Origin of the sequence: Brucella oryzae (assembly GCF_041929965.1) — a bacterium.
In the GTDB taxonomy this organism is placed as follows: Bacteria; Pseudomonadota; Alphaproteobacteria; order Rhizobiales; family Rhizobiaceae; genus Brucella; species Brucella oryzae.
In genome coordinates this window covers 161,001-178,068 of record NZ_JBHEEO010000004.1, presented here as the reverse complement: position 1 = coordinate 178,068, position 17,068 = coordinate 161,001, and the positions used below count along the sequence as shown (strand labels likewise).

The window sequence follows — 17,068 nt, the reverse complement described above, 5'->3', positions numbered from 1 at the left end:
TTTCGCCGCCGCCGGGATATTCAGACCGATACGCGATCTCAGCCCTTGAGGACTTCAACCAGCGTCTTGCCGAGCTGCGCCGGCGACGGCGACACGCGAATACCAGCCGATTCCATGGCTGCAATCTTGTCTTCCGCGCCGCCCTTGCCGCCGGAGATCACGGCGCCGGCATGGCCCATGGTGCGTCCGGCAGGCGCCGTACGGCCAGCGATAAAGCCGACCATCGGCTTCTTGCGACCGCGCTTGGCTTCGTCCTTGAGGAACTGAGCCGCATCTTCTTCAGCCGAGCCGCCGATTTCACCGATCATGACGATCGACTTGGTTTCGTCGTCGGCCAGGAACATTTCCAAGACGTCGATGAACTCGGTGCCCTTGACCGGATCGCCGCCGATACCGACAGCCGTGGTCTGGCCAAGGCCCTCATTCGAGGTCTGGAACACTGCTTCATAGGTAAGCGTGCCGGAGCGGGATACAACACCCACCGAACCCTTCTTGAAGATATTGCCCGGCATGATGCCGATCTTGCATTCTTCAGGGGTCAGGATGCCGGGGCAGTTCGGTCCGAGCAGGCGCGACTTCGAGCGTTCCAGACGCTCCTTGACGCGAACCATGTCCATGACCGGAATGCCTTCGGTGATGCAGACGATGAACGGGATTTCAGCTTCGATGGCTTCGATGATCGCGTCGGCTGCGCCTGCTGGCGGAACATAGATCACGGATGCGTCGGCACCCGTGCGTTCCTTGGCTTCGGCGACGGTTGCGAAAATCGGGAGCTTTTCGCCCTTGGAGCCTTCCCAGGTTTCGCCACCCTTCTTCGGATGGATACCGCCGACCATCTGCGTGCCGTAATAGGCAAGCGCCTGTTCGGTGTGGAAGGTGCCGGTCTTGCCGGTCAGGCCCTGTACGAGAACCTTGGTGTCCTTGTTGACGAGAATGGACATGCCTTAATTCCCCTTCACTGCAGCGACGATCTTCTGCGCCGCATCGTCGAGATCGTCGGCCGAAATGACGTTCAGGCCGCTCTCGTTGATGATCTTCTTGCCAAGCTCGACATTGGTGCCTTCGAGACGGACAACCAGCGGAACCTTGAGGCCGACTTCCTTGACCGCGGCGATCACGCCCTCAGCAATGATGTCGCACTTCATGATGCCGCCGAAGATGTTGACCAGAATGCCCTGGACAGCCGGATCGGCGGTGATGATCTTGAACGCAGCCGTCACCTTCTCCTTGGAAGCGCCGCCACCAACGTCGAGGAAGTTGGCAGGTTCAGCACCGTAGAGCTTGATGATGTCCATCGTCGCCATGGCAAGGCCTGCGCCGTTGACCATGCAGCCGATATTGCCGTCGAGAGCGACGTAAGCGAGGTCGTACTTGGAAGCTTCGATCTCTTTTTCGTCTTCTTCCGACAGATCGCGCAGTTCCTGAATGTCAGGATGACGGAACAGCGCATTGCCGTCGAACGACACCTTGGCGTCGAGAACGCGCACGCGGCCATCGGTCATGACGATCAGCGGGTTGATTTCGAGAAGGCTCATGTCCTTTTCGGTGAAAGCCTTGTAGAGGATCGGGAACAGCTTGAGGCCGTCTTCGCGAGCCTGACCTTCAAGCTTCAGCGCGTCGGCGAGCTTGCCCGCGTCTTCGTCCGTCACGCCCTTGGCCGGGTCGATGGCAACGGTGACGATCTTTTCAGGCGTTTCTTCGGCAACGGCTTCAATGTCCATGCCGCCTTCGGTCGAAACGACGAAAGCCGGACGACCGACGGTGCGGTCGATCAGGATCGAGAGATAGAGTTCGCGATCGATATCGGCGCCGTCTTCGATGTAGAGACGGTTGACCTGCTTGCCGGCAGGGCCGGTCTGCTTGGTGACCAGCGTGTTGCCCAGCATTTCCTTCGCATTGGCAACCACTTCCTCGACAGACTTGGCGAGGCGCACGCCGCCCTTTGCATCGGCTGGCAGTTCCTTGAACTTGCCCTTGCCGCGTCCGCCAGCATGGATCTGGCTCTTGACGACATAAAGCGGTCCGGGAAGCGTCTTTGCCCATTCTTCCGCCTGTTCGACGGAATAGACAGCCACACCATTGGCGATCGGCGCGCCGTAGGTGTGGAGCAGGCGCTTGGCCTGGTATTCGTGAATATTCATCTGGTTGTCCTCTGCGGATTCCCGGTCCGTTGCCTATTGGGATTGAACGGAACCGGTACGGATTGACAGCCGGAAAAGGCCGGAGCCGCCCGCAAGCAACAATCCGGCCTTGTCTGGAATTTTACTTCAGCGACGGAGCGATTCCGATGCAGGCTTCGCAAAGACCGGCGACGGATGCCACCGACTTGTCGAACTGCGTCTTCTCGTCCTTGTCGAGATCGATTTCAATGATGCGCTCAACGCCATTGGCACCGATCACGGTCGGCACGCCGACATACATGTCCTTGACGCCGTACTGGCCAGAAAGCTGGGCAGCGACCGGCAGGACGCGCTTCTTGTCCTTGAGGTAGGATTCAGCCATCTGGATTGCCGATGCAGCCGGAGCGTAGAAAGCCGAACCGGTCTTGAGCAGGCCGACGATTTCCGCGCCGCCGTCACGGGTGCGCTGGATGATCTTGTCGAGCTTGTCCTGGCTGGTCCAACCCATCTTGACGAGGTCGGGCAGCGGGATACCGGCAACGGTCGAGTAGCGAGCCAGCGGAACCATGCTGTCGCCGTGGCCGCCAAGCACGAATGCGGTGACGTCTTCAACCGAAACGTTGAATTCTTCCGAGAGGAAATAACGGAAGCGGGCGCTGTCGAGAACGCCAGCCATGCCGACAACCTTGTGAGCCGGAAGGCCCGAGAACTTCTGCAGGGCCCAGACCATCGCATCGAGCGGGTTGGTGATGCAGATGACGAAAGCTTCAGGCGCATATTTCTTGATGCCTGCGCCAACCTGCTCCATCACCTTGAGGTTGATGCCCAGAAGGTCGTCGCGGCTCATGCCCGGCTTGCGCGGCACACCGGCGGTCACGATGACAACGTCCGCGCCTTCGATGGCTGCGTAATCGTTGGCGCCGGTAAACTTCGCATCAAAACCGTCAACCGGAGAAGATTCGGCGATATCCAGTCCCTTACCCTGCGGGGTGCCTTCCGCAATGTCGAAAAGGACGACGTCGCCGAGTTCCTTCAGACCAGCCAGATGGGCGAGCGTGCCGCCGATCATGCCGGAGCCGATGAGGGCAATCTTGTTGCGTGCCATGATTGTTTCTTTCCTCACTTTTGATCCAGAAACGCATCAAGCCATCCGGAATCCTCCCCGGAAACGCTCAAGCGTTGGAACTGCGAGATAGGACTCTTTGGCGATAAACTCAACTCATTATTTTGCGACTAATGTTTTCAATCGGTTAGAATTAATGGTTCTTACGTAAACGTAAGATAATTTGTCAATATCAAGGCAAAACAACCCTTCCCTACCGTCGCAGACCATCCCCGGCGAAGCGGTGAAGGAGCGACCGGCAAGCTGCCAATTCCAACCTCGTTATGCACCCGTTAAAAACCGGCCCCGATTTAAAACCGATGCTGTATCAGAAGCTGGCACGAATGCGCCAAGCCTTCCAAATGAATTGCGTGAGCAACATAGCCCACCGGGCTTATAAGTCCAGTCTGTGGCAGTCTGATGATAGGGCAGTTGATGTGCAGGCTGCTTATCCGGCCTTGCCGGGCGGCTCGGCCAGATAGTCAGCGCTCTGCATCTCGAAGAGACGGGAAGCGGTACGGTCGAACTCGAAGGCCTCCGTGCCCTTGCTGGCAAGATAGAGCTTTTCCGGCTGGGCTTCTGCGGAAATGAACACGCGCGCGTGATGATCGTAGAGCACGTCGATCAGCAGAATGAAGCGCTTGGCCTCGTTGCGGCGCGAATAGTCGAGCACCGGAACATCATCGATGAACAAGGTCGGATAGTGCTTCACGATAGAAATATAGTCCGAGGCACCAAGCGGCTTCGAACAAAGCGCATCGAAAGTGAAGCGCGCCGCGCCATGCACAGTGCGTGGGACCTCTATGTCGCGCCCCTTGATGCGGATGACGTCCGGCTTTTCATGCGCGCCGTCCTTTTGCGCCGTCCAGGCCGCATCCATGCGCCTGGTCGTCTCGGACCCCAGCGGCGACAGATAGACCGGCTGGCGGTCGAGCTTTTCGAGGCGATAATCGGTGCGGGAATCCAGATTGATCACATCGACATGCTGCTTGAGAATATCGATGAAGGGTAGAAAGAGCTGGCGGTTCAGCCCGTCCCGATAAAGATTATCGGGCGCCACGTTGGATGTGGCTACCAATACAACGCCACGTGCAAACAACGCACTGAAGAGGCGCGACAGGATCATCGCATCGGCAATGTCCGTCACGGTGAATTCGTCGAAACACAAGACCCAAGCCTGCTGGCTCAAGGCATCGGCGACCGGCGGGATCGGGTCGTCCTGCTTGGTCTCGCCGCGCTTATGCGCCTGACGATGCGCATAGATGCGCTCATGCACATCGGCCATGAAATCATTGAAATGCGCGCGGCGCTTGCGTTCCACCGGCAGAAGCGAAAAGAACATGTCCATCAGCATGGTCTTGCCGCGCCCGACCTCGCCGTGCACGTAAAGCCCCTTGATGATGCTCGTTGCTTCCTTGCGCTTGCCGAACAGCCAGCCGAGCGCGCTCGACTTGCGGGACAGGCGTTTGGTGCAGATTTCCTCGATCAGCCGGTCGTAACGGACAGTGAGTTCGAGTTGAGCGGGATCGGCTTCCACATCACCCGCCGCGACCATCGCATCGTAATGTTCACGAACAGAGGGGAACGCCTTGAGATTGCCGTCGAAAGACATGATTGCGTCCGTTCAACCTTTCAATTGCAAAAACGGCGGACCATCTCGCGATGATCCGCCTGTCTTTAAAGCGCATCCCGAAAAGTGTGAAACGGTTTTCGGGCAAGATGCGCGGCAGAACAAAACAACTGAAGCGCCAATTTGATTCAATCAGATCGAAATGCGCTCCAAGCGAAACAATGTCTTAGCGCGAAAGCGACACAGCCTGACCGCCGGAGGTCTGTCCATCGAAGCGGCTCTGTCCCGAAGAATAGAGCGAAGCGACGGTGCCGCCATTCGCATCATAGAGAACGAGCTGCTTGCCGTTGACGGCCCATGAAGCGAGATTGCCCAGTTCACCCGGGCAGCGTAACGGACCCGCGCGATAGCCCTGGCCATATTTGGTCTGCGGCGTTGCGATCTTGCAGCTCTGGCCGCCAAGCGATGCGTTCCAGACGCCGGCAACAGAGCCTGGTGTCAGATCGGGCGCGGATGCCGGCGGCAGGCTTGCAACCTGTGTGCCGGGCTGCTGCGCATTTGGGTCCGTGCCTGGAGCCGTCGGGAACTGCGAAGCATTGGGAGAAGAAAGATTGCCCTTCTGCACCGTGCCTGCCGGAGCGGCCCTGACCGGCGGTGGCGGCGGCGGTGGTGAAACCGTGTCGAGATTGCCGAACCGGGAGCTCTGGCACCCGGCCAGGACAATGCCAGCCGCCGCGAGGCTGAGCAGACTTGCTTTCGAAATTCCCATCAGGTTCTCCATTTCCGCATTTCTCATCAGGGGTGGGGGCGCCCCGGGCTATCTACCGAAGCCGTGCAATATGACAATATTGGACCGATAAAATGGCTATATGGTTAAAAAAGCAACAGCGACATTTGTCATTTTTGCCCTCAAAGCTCTTCAAGAAGGCTTGAAACGACCTAATAATCTTGAAACTGGGACAGGAAGGCCACAGTTTCCCCGATATTGGCGTTTGTTCTGGGACATGTCTGCGTCGCAACTTCTCGCAATCTGACGCGGGTACTGGCAATTTGCAGGCTTTTCCGCCATATAGACGCTAATTGTCCCATAGGCTTTATCGACCAAAGCCACAGGAAAACGGAACCACGATAGTTATGGCCACCAAGGCAGCCTTCGCCAAGATGAACGGGCTCGGCAATCAGATCATCGTTGCCGACATGCGCGACCGCGCGGACCGGATTACGCCTGAAGCCGCGATCCGTCTTGCGAGCAACAGCGAAACTGCCTTCGATCAGATCATGGCGATCCACGATCCGCGCACAGCAGGAACCGACAACTATATCGCCATCATCAATTGCGACGGCACGGAAGCACAGGCTTGCGGCAACGGTACGCGCTGCGTCGTGCAGGCGCTGGCCGCCGAGACCGGCCGGCAGGCTTTCACGTTTGAGACCCGCGCCGGAATTCTGACCGCGACCGAACACGAAGACGGCCTGATTTCGGTCGATATGGGCAAGCCGCGCTTCGACTGGCAGGACATTCCACTTGCCGAAGAATTCCGCGATACCCGCATGATCGAACTGCAGGTCGGTCCCATCGACGCGCCAGTGCTGCATTCGCCGTCGGTTGCTTCCATGGGCAACCCGCATGCAATCTTCTGGGTAGACCGCGATGTCTGGTCCTATGAGCTGGAGAAGTTCGGACCGCTTCTGGAGCATCATCCGATCTTTCCGGAGCGCGCCAATATTTCCATCGCCCATGTCACTTCGCCCGAAACGATGGACCTGCGCACATGGGAGCGCGGTGCGGGCCTCACCCGAGCCTGCGGTTCCGCCGCCTGCGCCGCCGCCGTTTCGGCAGCGCGCACGCGCCGCACCGGGCGCACGGTCACCGTCCATGTTCCGGGCGGCCCGCTCAGGATTGAATGGCGCGACGACGATCACGTTCTGATGACCGGCCCCGCCGAATGGGAGTTCTCAGGCACTTTCGATCCTGCAACCGGCGAATGGAGCCGCGACGCCCAGAATGACAAGCCAACTGACAGGGGTGCGGCCTGATGTCGGTAGAAGTCGTAACATTCGGATGCCGCCTCAACACCTATGAATCCGAGGTGATGAAGCGCGAAGCCGACGCCGCCGGACTGGGCGAATTGAAGGACGGCGCGATCATCTTCAATACCTGCGCCGTGACGGCGGAAGCCGTGCGTCAGGCGCGTCAGGCGATCCGCAAGGCCCGCCGTGAAAACCCGGAAGCGCGCATCATCGTCACCGGCTGCGCAGCACAGACCGAGGCGGACAATTTTGCCGCCATGGACGAAGTCGATCTCATTCTCGGCAATGAGGAAAAGCTCAAATCCAATTCCTACCGGATGCTGCCGGATTTCGGCGTCAACCAGTTCGAGAAGGTTCGCGTCAACGACATTATGGAAGTGCGCGAAACCGCAAGCCATATGGTCGATGCCATTGAAGGCAGGGCACGCGCTTTCGTGCAGGTGCAAAATGGCTGCGATCATCGTTGCACCTTCTGCATCATTCCCTATGGCCGCGGTAATTCCCGCTCCGTTCCGATGGGCGCGGTGGTGGATCAGGTCAAACGCCTTGTCGGCAACGGTTATGCCGAAGTGGTGCTGACCGGCGTGGACATGACCTCCTATGGTCCCGATCTGCCGGGAAGCCTGCGTCTCGGCAAGCTGGTGAAGACTGTTCTCACTCAGGTGCCGGATTTGCAGCGGCTGCGTCTTTCCTCCATCGATTCCATCGAGGCCGATGACGATCTGATGGATGCGATTGCCAATGAAAAGCGCCTGATGCCGCATCTGCATCTATCGCTACAGGCCGGCGACGACATGATCCTGAAGCGCATGAAGCGGCGCCATCTGCGCGACGATTCGATCCGCTTCTGCGAAACAGTGCGTTCTCTGCGTCCCGACATCGTCTTCGGCGCGGACATCATCGCCGGTTTCCCGACCGAAACCGAAGATATGTTCCAGAATTCGCTGAAAATCGTTGAGGAATGCGGCCTGTCGCACCTGCACGTCTTCCCCTATAGCGCACGCGAAGGCACGCCCGCCGCGCGGATGCCGCAGGTGCGGCGCGAGATCGTCAAGGAACGTGCAGCGCGTTTGCGTGCCGAAGGCGACCGTGCCTATGAAAAGCACCTCGCTTCTCTCAAGGGTACAGGCCAGCGCCTTCTGGTCGAAAAAGAAGGCATTGCGCGCACCGAAGGCTTTACGCTGGCATCGGTGGACGGCGGCGCACCGGGCGAGATCATCGAACGTATCGTGACAGGTCATGACGGTGAAAAACTGCTGACCCGTCAGGCAGAGCCGCAAGCGGCTTAAAGCTTAAGGGCATCAGATTTCATGGCAATGGGTTTCATCAAGAAAATGTTCTCCTTCGGCAAGAAGGAGGTCGAAGAAAAGCCGGTCGAACAACCGGCTCCCGACGTGATTGAAGCGCCGATCGCAGAAGAGCCTGTTGTTGTCGGCGAGCCTGAGCCGATTGAAGAGCCTGCGTCTGAAACAATTGAGGAAGAAAAGGCAGAACCGGCGCATCCGGTTGCCGAGATTGAAATCCCGATTGAACAGCCTCCGGTGATGGAACCAATCGCGGTTGAAGCGCCTGCGCCTGTTATTGAACCCGTTGTCGAGCCTGTTGTTGAGCCCGCTGTCGAGCCAGAACCAGAACCTGCTGCCGAACCTGAACAGCCTGAAGTCGCGAAAACTCCAGATGAGCCAGTGGTAGAGGAAGCGGTCGAACCCGCGCCTCAGCCAGAGCCGGTGAAGCCCAAAAAGGTCAAGGTCGCCAAGGCCGTTGAGGAACATCAGGAAGAAGCGCCGGTTGAGGCAGCGCCTGAGCCAAAGCTGTCCTGGTTCGAGCGGCTGCGTCGCGGCCTGCTCCGTTCATCGAATTCATTAAGCGAATCCATCGGCGGCATTTTCACCAAGCGCAAGCTCGATGATGACACGCTGCAGGATCTCGAAGACGTACTCATTCAGGCCGATCTCGGGCTTGAAACCGCCATGCGCGTGACCGATGCACTTGCGTCGGGTCGCTACGGCAAGGACGTGACGGGCGAGGAAGTGCGCACCATCATGGGTGCAGAAATCGAAAAGGTTTTAGGCCCTGTGGCAAAGCCGCTGGAGCTTGATCTGTCGCACAAGCCGCATGTGATCCTGGTCGTCGGCGTCAACGGCACCGGCAAGACCACCACAATCGGCAAGCTTGCCGCGAAACTCACCGCAGGCGGCCTCAAGGTCATGCTGGCGGCAGGCGACACATTCCGCGCCGCAGCCATCGAGCAGTTGCATATCTGGGGCGAGCGCACCGGCTCGCCGGTCGTCTCGTCAAAGCTCGGCGCCGATGCGGCGGGGCTTGCCTATGACGCATGGGAAAAGGCCAAGGAAGCGGGCAGCGATGTTCTCATCATCGACACGGCAGGCCGGTTGCAGAACAAGGCCGAACTGATGGACGAGCTTGCAAAGATCGTGCGCGTGCTGGGCAAGCACGACCCGGAAGCGCCGCATACGGTGCTCCAGACGCTCGACGCCACCACCGGCCAGAACGCCCTTAATCAGGTCGAAATTTTCAAGAATATTGCCGGTGTCAACGGACTGGTCATGACCAAGCTTGACGGAACTGCCCGCGGCGGCATTCTTGTCGCCATCTCGGCCAAGCATAAATTGCCGATCTATTTCATCGGCGTCGGCGAAGGTGTCGACGATCTGGAACCCTTTGCGGCCAAGGATTTTGCCCGCGCCATCGCAGGAGTTGCCTGATGGAGCATCCCGTTTTCGAACGCGATCCGTCTGAGAAAAGCGAAGCCGAACGCCGGGAAGTCCCGCCGCTGCTCAAGCTGGTGCTGGAGCTGGGGCCGCTTCTCGTCTTCTTCTTTGCCAATGCGCGCGGCGAAATGCTGATCGAGCGTTTTCCGGTGCTGGCCTCCATCGGCGCACCGATCTTTCTGGCGACAGCCCTTTTCATGGCGGCAACCGTGATCGCGCTTGCCATTTCATGGTCGATGACGCGCACGCTCCCCATCATGCCGCTTGTCTCCGGCATTGTCGTGCTGGTGTTCGGCGCGCTGACGCTCTGGCTGCACAACGACACCTTCATCAAGATGAAGCCCACCATCGTCAACACGCTGTTCGGCGCGATCCTTCTCGGTGGACTCTTCTTCGGCAAGTCCCTGCTCGGCTATGTGTTTGATTCGGCCTTTCGTCTCGATGCCGAAGGCTGGCGAAAACTGACGCTGCGCTGGGGTCTGTTTTTCATCTTCCTCGCCGTGGTCAACGAGGTTGTCTGGCGGAATTTCTCGACCGATGCATGGGTATCGTTCAAGGTGTGGGGCATTATGCCCATCACCATTGTCTTCACGCTTTTACAAATGCCGCTTATCCAGAAGCATTCACTGACGGAAGACAACAAGTCCGCATCGTAATCAAGCATTTCCAGCAAAACTGTGAAACGGTTTTGCGTCGGATAATGCGTCACGCTTTAGGAGGAAGGACGCCATGAACGGGATCGCACCACGGCTTGAAATCGAACAGTTCATCTGCCGCAGCGACAATTACGGCGTCCTCATCCACGATCCCCAAAGTGCACTGACAGCATCCGTCGATGCGCCCGATGCAGCGGCAATCGAGGCCGCGCTGAAACGGCGCGGCTGGACGCTCGATTTCATCTTCACAACGCATCACCATCTCGATCACGTCGAGGGCAATGATGCGCTGAAAGCGAAGTTTGGGGTCAGCATCATCGGCCCCAAGGCCGAAGAAGCAAAGATTCCCGGCATCGACCGCACGGTAAAGGACGGCGACGAATTCACCTTCGGTCTCTTCCGGGTGAAGGTCATCGCAACGCCCGGCCATACGGCGGGCGAAGTGTCCTATTATCTTCCCGATGCGAAAGCCGTCTTCACGGGCGATACGCTGTTCGCGCTGGGCTGCGGACGGCTTTTCGAGGGAACGCCGCTCACCATGTTCCAGTCATTGCGGAAGCTGGTTGCGCTTCCCGGCGACACGGCGGTCTATTGCGGCCATGAATATACTGAAAGCAATGCCCGCTTTGCGCTGACCATCGATCCGGCCAATTCCGCACTCAAGGAACGCGCTGCCGAGATCGCACGGCTTCGTGCCGCTGATCGCATGACATTGCCGTCAAGCATCGCGCTTGAAATGGCGACAAATCCCTTCCTGCGCTGGCATGATGCCGGCATTCGCAGCCGCCTTGGCCTGCAAGATGCACCCGACGAAGCCGTGTTTGCCGAAATCCGCAAGCGCAAGGATATGTTCTGACATATGCTATTGCTATTTGAGAGCGCGAATCGTTCCACAGTTCGAGGATAGAAGAATGACGGTGTTTTCCCGTTTCAAGATTGCAGGCTGCGCCGTTTTCCTCGGCCTTTCACTTGCCGCCCTGCCCGTTTCCACCCATGTCGCATTTGCCGACGATCTGCTCGATGTTGCCCCGAAGCAGACGCCAGCCGAAATCAACAATTTCAAGCTGAGCGAAGATTTCCTGTCACGCATGGAAAAAGTGCAGGAGCAACTGGGTGCGATGGAACTTTCCGCGACCGAAGAGGAAGGTCAGGACGCCACGCCTTCCTTTGACAAGATGGTGAAGAGCATCGAAACCCGCCCACAGGTGGTGGAAGTACTCAAGGCCCAGAACATCACGCCCAGCGATTATATTCTTGGCTATTTTGCCCTGATGAGCAGCCTTGCCGCCGCTGACGCCGAGAACGAGCCGCAGCTGGTGGACGAATTGAAGGATATCAATCCTGAACACCTCGCCTTCGGCAAGCAATATAGCGAGCGCATCCGCGTATTGATCGGCGAGTAATACCTCGCGAAGAAGGAGAGAGGCGAACCGGCGATTTCGCCGGTTCTTTTGTTTTATCGCGCCGGTTGTCTCAAAAGCCGCAACGCATTGATCGTCACAAGAACGGTTGCGCCTGTATCGGCAAGAATTGCAGGCCAGAGGCCGGTAACGCCCAGCACGGTGGTTACCAGAAAGACAGCCTTCAAGCCGAGCGCGATGGTAATGTTCTGATGGATATTGCGCATGGTCCGCTTGGAAAGGTCGACCATTTCAGCGACATCGCCAACCCGGCCATGCAGAACCGCAGCGTCGGCCGTTTCCAGCGCCACGTCGGTGCCGCCACCCATGGCGATGCCGACATCGGCAGCTGCAAGAGCGGGCGCGTCGTTGATACCGTCACCGACCTTGGCGACAATCAGCCCCTCTTTGCGCAACTCGCCGACAATACGCTGCTTGTCTTCCGGCAGAAGCTCTGCCCGCACTTCGATCCCGAGATCGCGTCCAATGGCTTGCGCAGTGCGACGATTGTCACCGGTCAGCATGACCGTGCGGATATTGGCACTTTTCAACTCCTGCAGACCAGTAATGGCATCGGCGCGCGGTTCATCACGCATGGCGATTGCACCGGCAATCTTGCCATTGGCCACGAGGACAGAAACGGTCTTGCCTTCATCGTTGCAGGCAGCAATACGACCGGCCAGCGCATCCGGAATGGCCGCAATATCATTGGCGGCCCGACGCGAACCCAGAAACAGGTCCATTTTACCAACCGTACCTGACACACCCTTCCCGCCATGGGCCTTGCCCTTTGTGATGGCAGACAGTTTCAGGCTGCGCTGCTCTGCGGCGCCGACAATCGCCAGCGCCAGCGGATGGCTTGAGCCCGCATCCAGGGACGCCGCAAGACGCAAAACTTCATCCTCGGGCAGATCGCCTGCAAGAATATCGGTCACCTTCGGCTTGCCTTCGGTCAGCGTTCCGGTCTTGTCAAAGCAGGCCGCCGTGATCTTGCCGATGGTTTCCAGCACAGCGCCCCCCTTCATCAGAAGGCCGCGTCGCGCACCCGACGAGAGAGCCGCTGCAATTGCAGCAGGCGTGGAAATGACCAGCGCACAGGGACAACCGATCAAAAGGATCGCAAGACCCTTGTAGATCCACTCATCCCAGTTAGCACCCGCAACAAGCGGCGGCAGAATGGCGACGAGTGCGGCCACGACCACAACGCCCGGCGTGTAATAAGTCGAGAAACGATTGATGAAACGTTCAGTCGGCGCCTTGGCTTCCTGTGCTTCTTCCACCAATCGCACGACGCGGGCGATGGTGTTGTCCTGCGCGGCAGCCGTGACCCGGACCCGCAGCACGCCATCGCCGTTGATCGTGCCGGCAAAAACCGTGTCGCCTTCAGCCTTCCCGACCGGTGTGCTTTCACCGGTGACCGGCGCTTCATCGACAGCGCTTTCTCCCGTCAGGATTTCACCGTCGGCAGGCATACGGTCGCCGGGACGCACGGAAATCACATCACCAACCGCCAAACTATCGGCAGCAACTTCAGTAGTTGTCCCGTTTTTCTCAAGGAATGCAGTCTTCGGCACCAGCGCGGTCAAGGATTGGATGCTGGCGCGCGCCTTACCCGCAGCAACACCTTCCAGAAGCTCACCGACCAGAAACAGGAACACGACGGCTGCCGCTTCTTCGGTCGCGCCAATGAACATCGCGCCCACAGCAGCAATCGTCATCAGCATCTCGATGGAAAATGGCGTACCGTTGATCGCCGCCATATAGGCGCGTCTGGCAATCGGCACGAGGCCGATCAGCATCGCAGCCGTGAAGGCCCATAGCTCGATTGCCGGATAGAGATGTCCGATAATATACGCGGCGACCAGTCCCCCGCCGCAGGCCAGCATCATCTGGCCTTTCTTCGAACGCCACCAGGGCAGCGGCTTTGTTGGCGCGGCTGCCTTTGGCGCAGAACCGGTACCGTTGGTGGCCGTTGCGGCAAGCGTGGTCTTGTAGCCCAGCGTTGTCACCTTGCCGGCAATTTCATCGCTTTTTGCCGATCCGTCATGATTGACGGTCATCGCACCATTGGTAACCGAGACGGATACATCCGTCACGCCCGGCACCCGCCGCACGGCAGTATCGATTTTGGCCGCGCAGGATGCGCAATCCATGCCATCGACCTGAAAGCGGAAACTGTTGGCCGTTACCGTAATGACCTTGTCATGGGCTTCATGATCATGATCATGGTGGTCATGATGGCCACCGCACGCCCCGTGATCATGGTCATGGTCATGGTCATGGTCATGGTCATGGTGAGAATGATCATGCGAATGCTCATGCTTCGCCAGCGCTTTTTCCTGGACGGGCGTTTCCGAGGCAATCGGTTCCACGCCATAGCCGAGGCTGCGTACCTTGCTTGCGACCTTGTCGAGATCACTCGTTCCATCATGGCTCACCGTCATCGTGCCCGCCGTGACAGAAACGGATACATCCTCGATACCACGCACACGCCGCACGGCAGTATCGATCTTTGCTGCGCAGGATGCGCAATCCATACCGTCGATACGAAAGCGAATCTTATTCAACGTTTCATTCATGATCTGCTCTTTTCAGGACCGCTCTTGAATTGTCTCAAGCAAGGTCTACATCCTCTAGTGACTAGAGGAGCAAGCGGAAAATGATCACAAACGTACCGATCGGTGAAGCATCGAAAGCAAGCGGCGTCAAAGTGCCGACGATCCGTTATTATGAGCAAATCGGCCTTTTGCCCTCACCGCCACGCAGTGATGGCAATCGCCGCCTTTATGACCAGAACGATGTCCAGCGGCTGCTTTTCATTCGCCATGCACGTGATCTGGGTTTCGAGGTGGATGCTATCCGCACCCTTCTCGATCTTCAGGATAATCCTGACCAATCCTGTGCGGCAGCCGATGCCATTGCCCGCGCACGCCTGAGCGATGTGGAACACCGCATCACAAAACTGCTGTCGCTTAAAACGGAATTGCAGCGCATGCTGGAATGCACCGCCCATGGCCGCATCGACCAGTGCCGCGTGATCGAGATCCTCGGCAACCATGAGGAATGCGTGCATCCGAAGCACTGATTGGGATCGACTGCCGGTCAGTTCACCTTGGAAAAACGGGTGGCTTCGATCTTGAGCGTGCCGATCCGCGTGCCGATCCGCGCCACAACAGGCGCATAAATGCCCGAATTGCCGAGCGACGCGAAGGATATCGTCATCCGGCTGCGATTGCTCAGATAATCGATAGCCTTCTTGCCCTTCTGATATCCGGAAATCGGAACGAACTTTGCAGAGCAGATGACCGATTCGCCGGTAAAGCCGTCGGTCGTAAACGATTCGGTGCCATTGAAGGAAAGCTTGATCTCCGCGCGGGTCTGTCCGTCGAACACGCTCAGCGACCGGTCGCACACCGCCCGGCCGTTCTTTGCAGGTATCATGAGCGCACTCAGCGGATCGCTGACATTGAGAAGATCTTGCGGCGACGTTTCCACCCAGGGATCGCGCTTTTTCACCGGAGGCTGGTTTTCCGCCGAGACAACATTGCCATTGGCGAAGCGGATTGTGGTGCTCTTGTTCTTGCGGCCATGCTTATAGGCCAGATCGAAGCTCTTCGGCACGACCTTGCCACTGACGGCGCTGCCGGTGACATGCACCGTTCCATCCGTATCGTCGAATACCCGCGCCAGACCGGAAGTCAGAAAACGGCCATTGAGGTTGTAATTCGCGCCATTGACCGTGGTTTCTATGGCGGACTTTGCAATCGAAAGTCCGAAAATGGAGATATCATATTCAGTCCGATAAAGATCGTTGGTTCTGGCCGGTTCGCTCGCAATCATCGATGCCGCAAAAACCAGGCCCGCAAAGGCCAGCGCGCCATAATGGGCCTGCCGGTGCCAGATGGGCTTCAACATATGCGACGGTTCGATCATGCGCGCATTCCTTCCGCTAAAGCACATCTCGGAAAAGTGGAGCCGGTTTCCGATAAAGACATGCGTAAAGACAAAAACTCAAAACAAATCCGCTTTATCCTATCTTGCGACCTGTTTTTCATCCGGCAGCTCCGTGATGGTTTTCAACCACATTGGGACGCCACAAAGTTGCGTGAGATTCTTCGATACAGTATCTGTGCAACAGGCAAAACGGGCGAAGTTATGATCGCAAGCTTTCGTGAAGACCGTGCGAAAGCCGGAAAACCGCGTCTTTGCGCGATGGATACGGAATCTCACTTGACTGCAACCGCTGCTGTCACTATAGAAACGCGACTTTCCCAATAGGCCGCCTGTCCGAGATCGCGCGCCAGCAGCATCAAACTGCGTTGATTGCTTGAATTCGGACATTCGGGTCGGGGCCTGAAAAGAACGTAATTGAAGGTGAGACCAAAATGTCCCGCGCTTGTGAATTGACCGGCAAGTCGGTCCAGTACGGCAACAATGTCAGCCACGCGAACAACAAGACGCGTCGCCGCTTTCTGCCGAACCTCTGCAATGTTACGCTGATGTCCGAAACGCTCGGCCAGAGCTATCGCCTGCGCGTTTCCGCCAACGCTCTGCGTTCGGTTGAACATCGCGGCGGTCTCGATGCGTTCCTCGTCAAGTCTGACGACAAGGAACTGTCGCAGCGCGCTCGCCTGCTGAAGCGTCAGATCGCAAAGAAGCAGGCTGAAGCAGCAGTCGCTGCCTAAGCTTACGGCCAAAAATTTCGACAAAAAAGGCCGGCTTCTGTCGGCCTTTTTTGCTGGTTCCATCACCCAGGATAAAAAAATGTCAATTGAGACACCTTCTTATTCCCGGCTTATGCCTGCCATATTGGCCATGTGCGTGGCGGTTGCTGCGTCGAACATACTTGTCCAATATCCGTTCCAGCATTTCGGCCTCGGTGAAGTGCTGACCTACGGCGCCTTTACCTATCCCATTGCCTTTCTGGTCAATGACCTGACGAATCGCCGCTACGGCCCTGCCGCCGCGCGCAAGGTCGTTTATGCCGGTTTCGTGCTTGGCGTCGTCATGTCGATCTGGCTCGCGACCCCGCGTATCGCAATTGCCTCCGGCTCGGCTTTCCTTTTCGCACAGCTCATGGACATCACCGTCTTCGATCACCTGCGGCGCAAGACCTGGTGGAAGGCTCCCTTTGCTGCCGCCATGTTCGGCTCTGTGCTCGATACGATCCTGTTCTTCTCGATTGCCTTCGCAGCCGGTTTTGCCTGGATCGACAGGCTGACCGGGATGCCCGATTCGTCACTTGCCGAACCGGCATCCTTCCTGGGCCTCGGCGTACCGCTCTGGGCGTCGCTTGCTTTCGGTGACTTCTTCGTGAAGGTTATCATGGGAACGCTGATGCTGATCCCCTATGGCGCTATTCTCGCCGTCTTCGCGCCGACGCTTTACGCGCCAAACCGGACAACGGCGGAAAAGGCATGAAAAAGGGCGCTTAGCGCATTTCCAGCAAAAGTGTGA

The 17,068-nt window shown here is 58.0% G+C and carries 17 protein-coding genes; 10 read left to right on the top strand and 7 right to left on the bottom strand.

Translation table 11 applies throughout. From position 1 onward, the window contains the following. Positions 1-38: 38 nt before the first annotated feature. The 5 genes from sucD to JNC70_RS05720 form a co-directional block, all read right to left on the bottom strand. The gene (gene sucD / locus JNC70_RS05740) at positions 39-941 is read right to left on the bottom strand and encodes a succinate--CoA ligase subunit alpha (RefSeq protein ID WP_104755057.1); all 903 of its coding nucleotides are present in this window, start codon (positions 939-941) and stop codon (positions 39-41) included. Between the two features lie 3 nt (positions 942-944). Next, positions 945-2,141, bottom strand: coding sequence for an ADP-forming succinate--CoA ligase subunit beta (gene sucC / locus JNC70_RS05735; RefSeq protein ID WP_104755058.1), 1,197 nt, complete (start codon positions 2,139-2,141; stop codon positions 945-947). A gap of 121 nt (positions 2,142-2,262) precedes the next feature. Continuing rightward, entirely contained in the window at positions 2,263-3,225 is a 963-nt protein-coding gene (gene mdh, locus JNC70_RS05730) for a malate dehydrogenase (protein WP_104755059.1), read from the bottom strand. Positions 3,226-3,670: 445 nt separating this feature from the next. Continuing rightward, complete coding sequence (zapE, locus tag JNC70_RS05725; RefSeq protein WP_104755060.1) at positions 3,671-4,834, bottom strand: cell division protein ZapE; 1,164 nt, start codon at positions 4,832-4,834, stop codon at positions 3,671-3,673. Between the two features lie 184 nt (positions 4,835-5,018). Continuing rightward, positions 5,019-5,561: a protease inhibitor Inh/omp19 family protein gene (locus JNC70_RS05720; protein ID WP_104755061.1), complete on the bottom strand. Its 543-nt coding sequence runs from the start codon at positions 5,559-5,561 to the stop codon at positions 5,019-5,021. A gap of 365 nt (positions 5,562-5,926) precedes the next feature. Here JNC70_RS05720 and dapF point away from each other — a divergent pair, with 365 nt between their 5' ends. From dapF to JNC70_RS05690, 6 genes are all read left to right on the top strand, one after another. Then, positions 5,927-6,829: a diaminopimelate epimerase gene (gene dapF, locus JNC70_RS05715; protein ID WP_104755062.1), complete on the top strand. Its 903-nt coding sequence runs from the start codon at positions 5,927-5,929 to the stop codon at positions 6,827-6,829. Beyond that, on the top strand, positions 6,829-8,112 hold the full coding sequence (gene mtaB / locus JNC70_RS05710) for a tRNA (N(6)-L-threonylcarbamoyladenosine(37)-C(2))-methylthiotransferase MtaB (RefSeq protein WP_104755063.1): 1,284 nt from the start codon (positions 6,829-6,831) through the stop codon (positions 8,110-8,112). Before dapF ends, mtaB begins: the two co-directional genes overlap by 1 nt. 21 nt (positions 8,113-8,133) lie before the next feature. Continuing rightward, positions 8,134-9,549, top strand: a complete 1,416-nt coding sequence (gene ftsY, locus JNC70_RS05705) for a signal recognition particle-docking protein FtsY (protein ID WP_104755064.1) — start codon at positions 8,134-8,136, stop codon at positions 9,547-9,549. Next, positions 9,549-10,211 carry a septation protein A gene (locus JNC70_RS05700; protein WP_104755065.1) on the top strand — a complete coding sequence of 221 codons (663 nt, stop codon included), beginning with the start codon at positions 9,549-9,551 and terminating at the stop codon, positions 10,209-10,211. The genes ftsY and JNC70_RS05700 overlap by 1 nt, the downstream gene beginning before the upstream one ends. A 73-nt stretch (positions 10,212-10,284) precedes the next feature. Then, entirely contained in the window at positions 10,285-11,067 is a 783-nt protein-coding gene (gene gloB, locus JNC70_RS05695; RefSeq protein WP_104755066.1) for a hydroxyacylglutathione hydrolase, read from the top strand. A gap of 55 nt (positions 11,068-11,122) precedes the next feature. Further along, entirely contained in the window at positions 11,123-11,614 is a 492-nt protein-coding gene (locus JNC70_RS05690) for a hypothetical protein (RefSeq protein ID WP_104755067.1), read from the top strand. A gap of 53 nt (positions 11,615-11,667) precedes the next feature. On the opposite strand, the gene JNC70_RS05685 is transcribed toward JNC70_RS05690, so the two are convergent. Then, on the bottom strand, positions 11,668-14,190 hold the full coding sequence (locus tag JNC70_RS05685; protein ID WP_374788554.1) for a heavy metal translocating P-type ATPase: 2,523 nt from the start codon (positions 14,188-14,190) through the stop codon (positions 11,668-11,670). Positions 14,191-14,273: 83 nt separating this feature from the next. Between JNC70_RS05685 and JNC70_RS05680 the strand changes: the two genes are divergently transcribed. After that, on the top strand, positions 14,274-14,696 hold the full coding sequence (locus tag JNC70_RS05680; protein WP_208623441.1) for a MerR family transcriptional regulator: 423 nt from the start codon (positions 14,274-14,276) through the stop codon (positions 14,694-14,696). A gap of 17 nt (positions 14,697-14,713) precedes the next feature. On the opposite strand, the gene JNC70_RS05675 is transcribed toward JNC70_RS05680, so the two are convergent. After that, entirely contained in the window at positions 14,714-15,544 is an 831-nt protein-coding gene (locus JNC70_RS05675) for a DUF3108 domain-containing protein (RefSeq protein ID WP_104755070.1), read from the bottom strand. Here JNC70_RS05675 and JNC70_RS05670 point away from each other — a divergent pair. The 3 genes from JNC70_RS05670 (at position 15,527) to JNC70_RS05660 (ending at position 17,032) form a co-directional block, all read left to right on the top strand. Next, positions 15,527-15,889 (top strand): hypothetical protein, encoded by a 363-nt coding sequence (locus JNC70_RS05670; protein ID WP_146097096.1) that lies wholly within the window; start codon positions 15,527-15,529, stop codon positions 15,887-15,889. The genes JNC70_RS05675 and JNC70_RS05670 overlap by 18 nt on opposite strands. A gap of 107 nt (positions 15,890-15,996) precedes the next feature. Then, entirely contained in the window at positions 15,997-16,296 is a 300-nt protein-coding gene (gene rpmB, locus JNC70_RS05665) for a 50S ribosomal protein L28 (RefSeq protein ID WP_010657607.1), read from the top strand. A 79-nt stretch (positions 16,297-16,375) separates the two neighbouring features. After that, entirely contained in the window at positions 16,376-17,032 is a 657-nt protein-coding gene (locus JNC70_RS05660; RefSeq protein WP_104755072.1) for a queuosine precursor transporter, read from the top strand. The last annotated feature ends 36 nt before the right edge of the window (positions 17,033-17,068 follow it).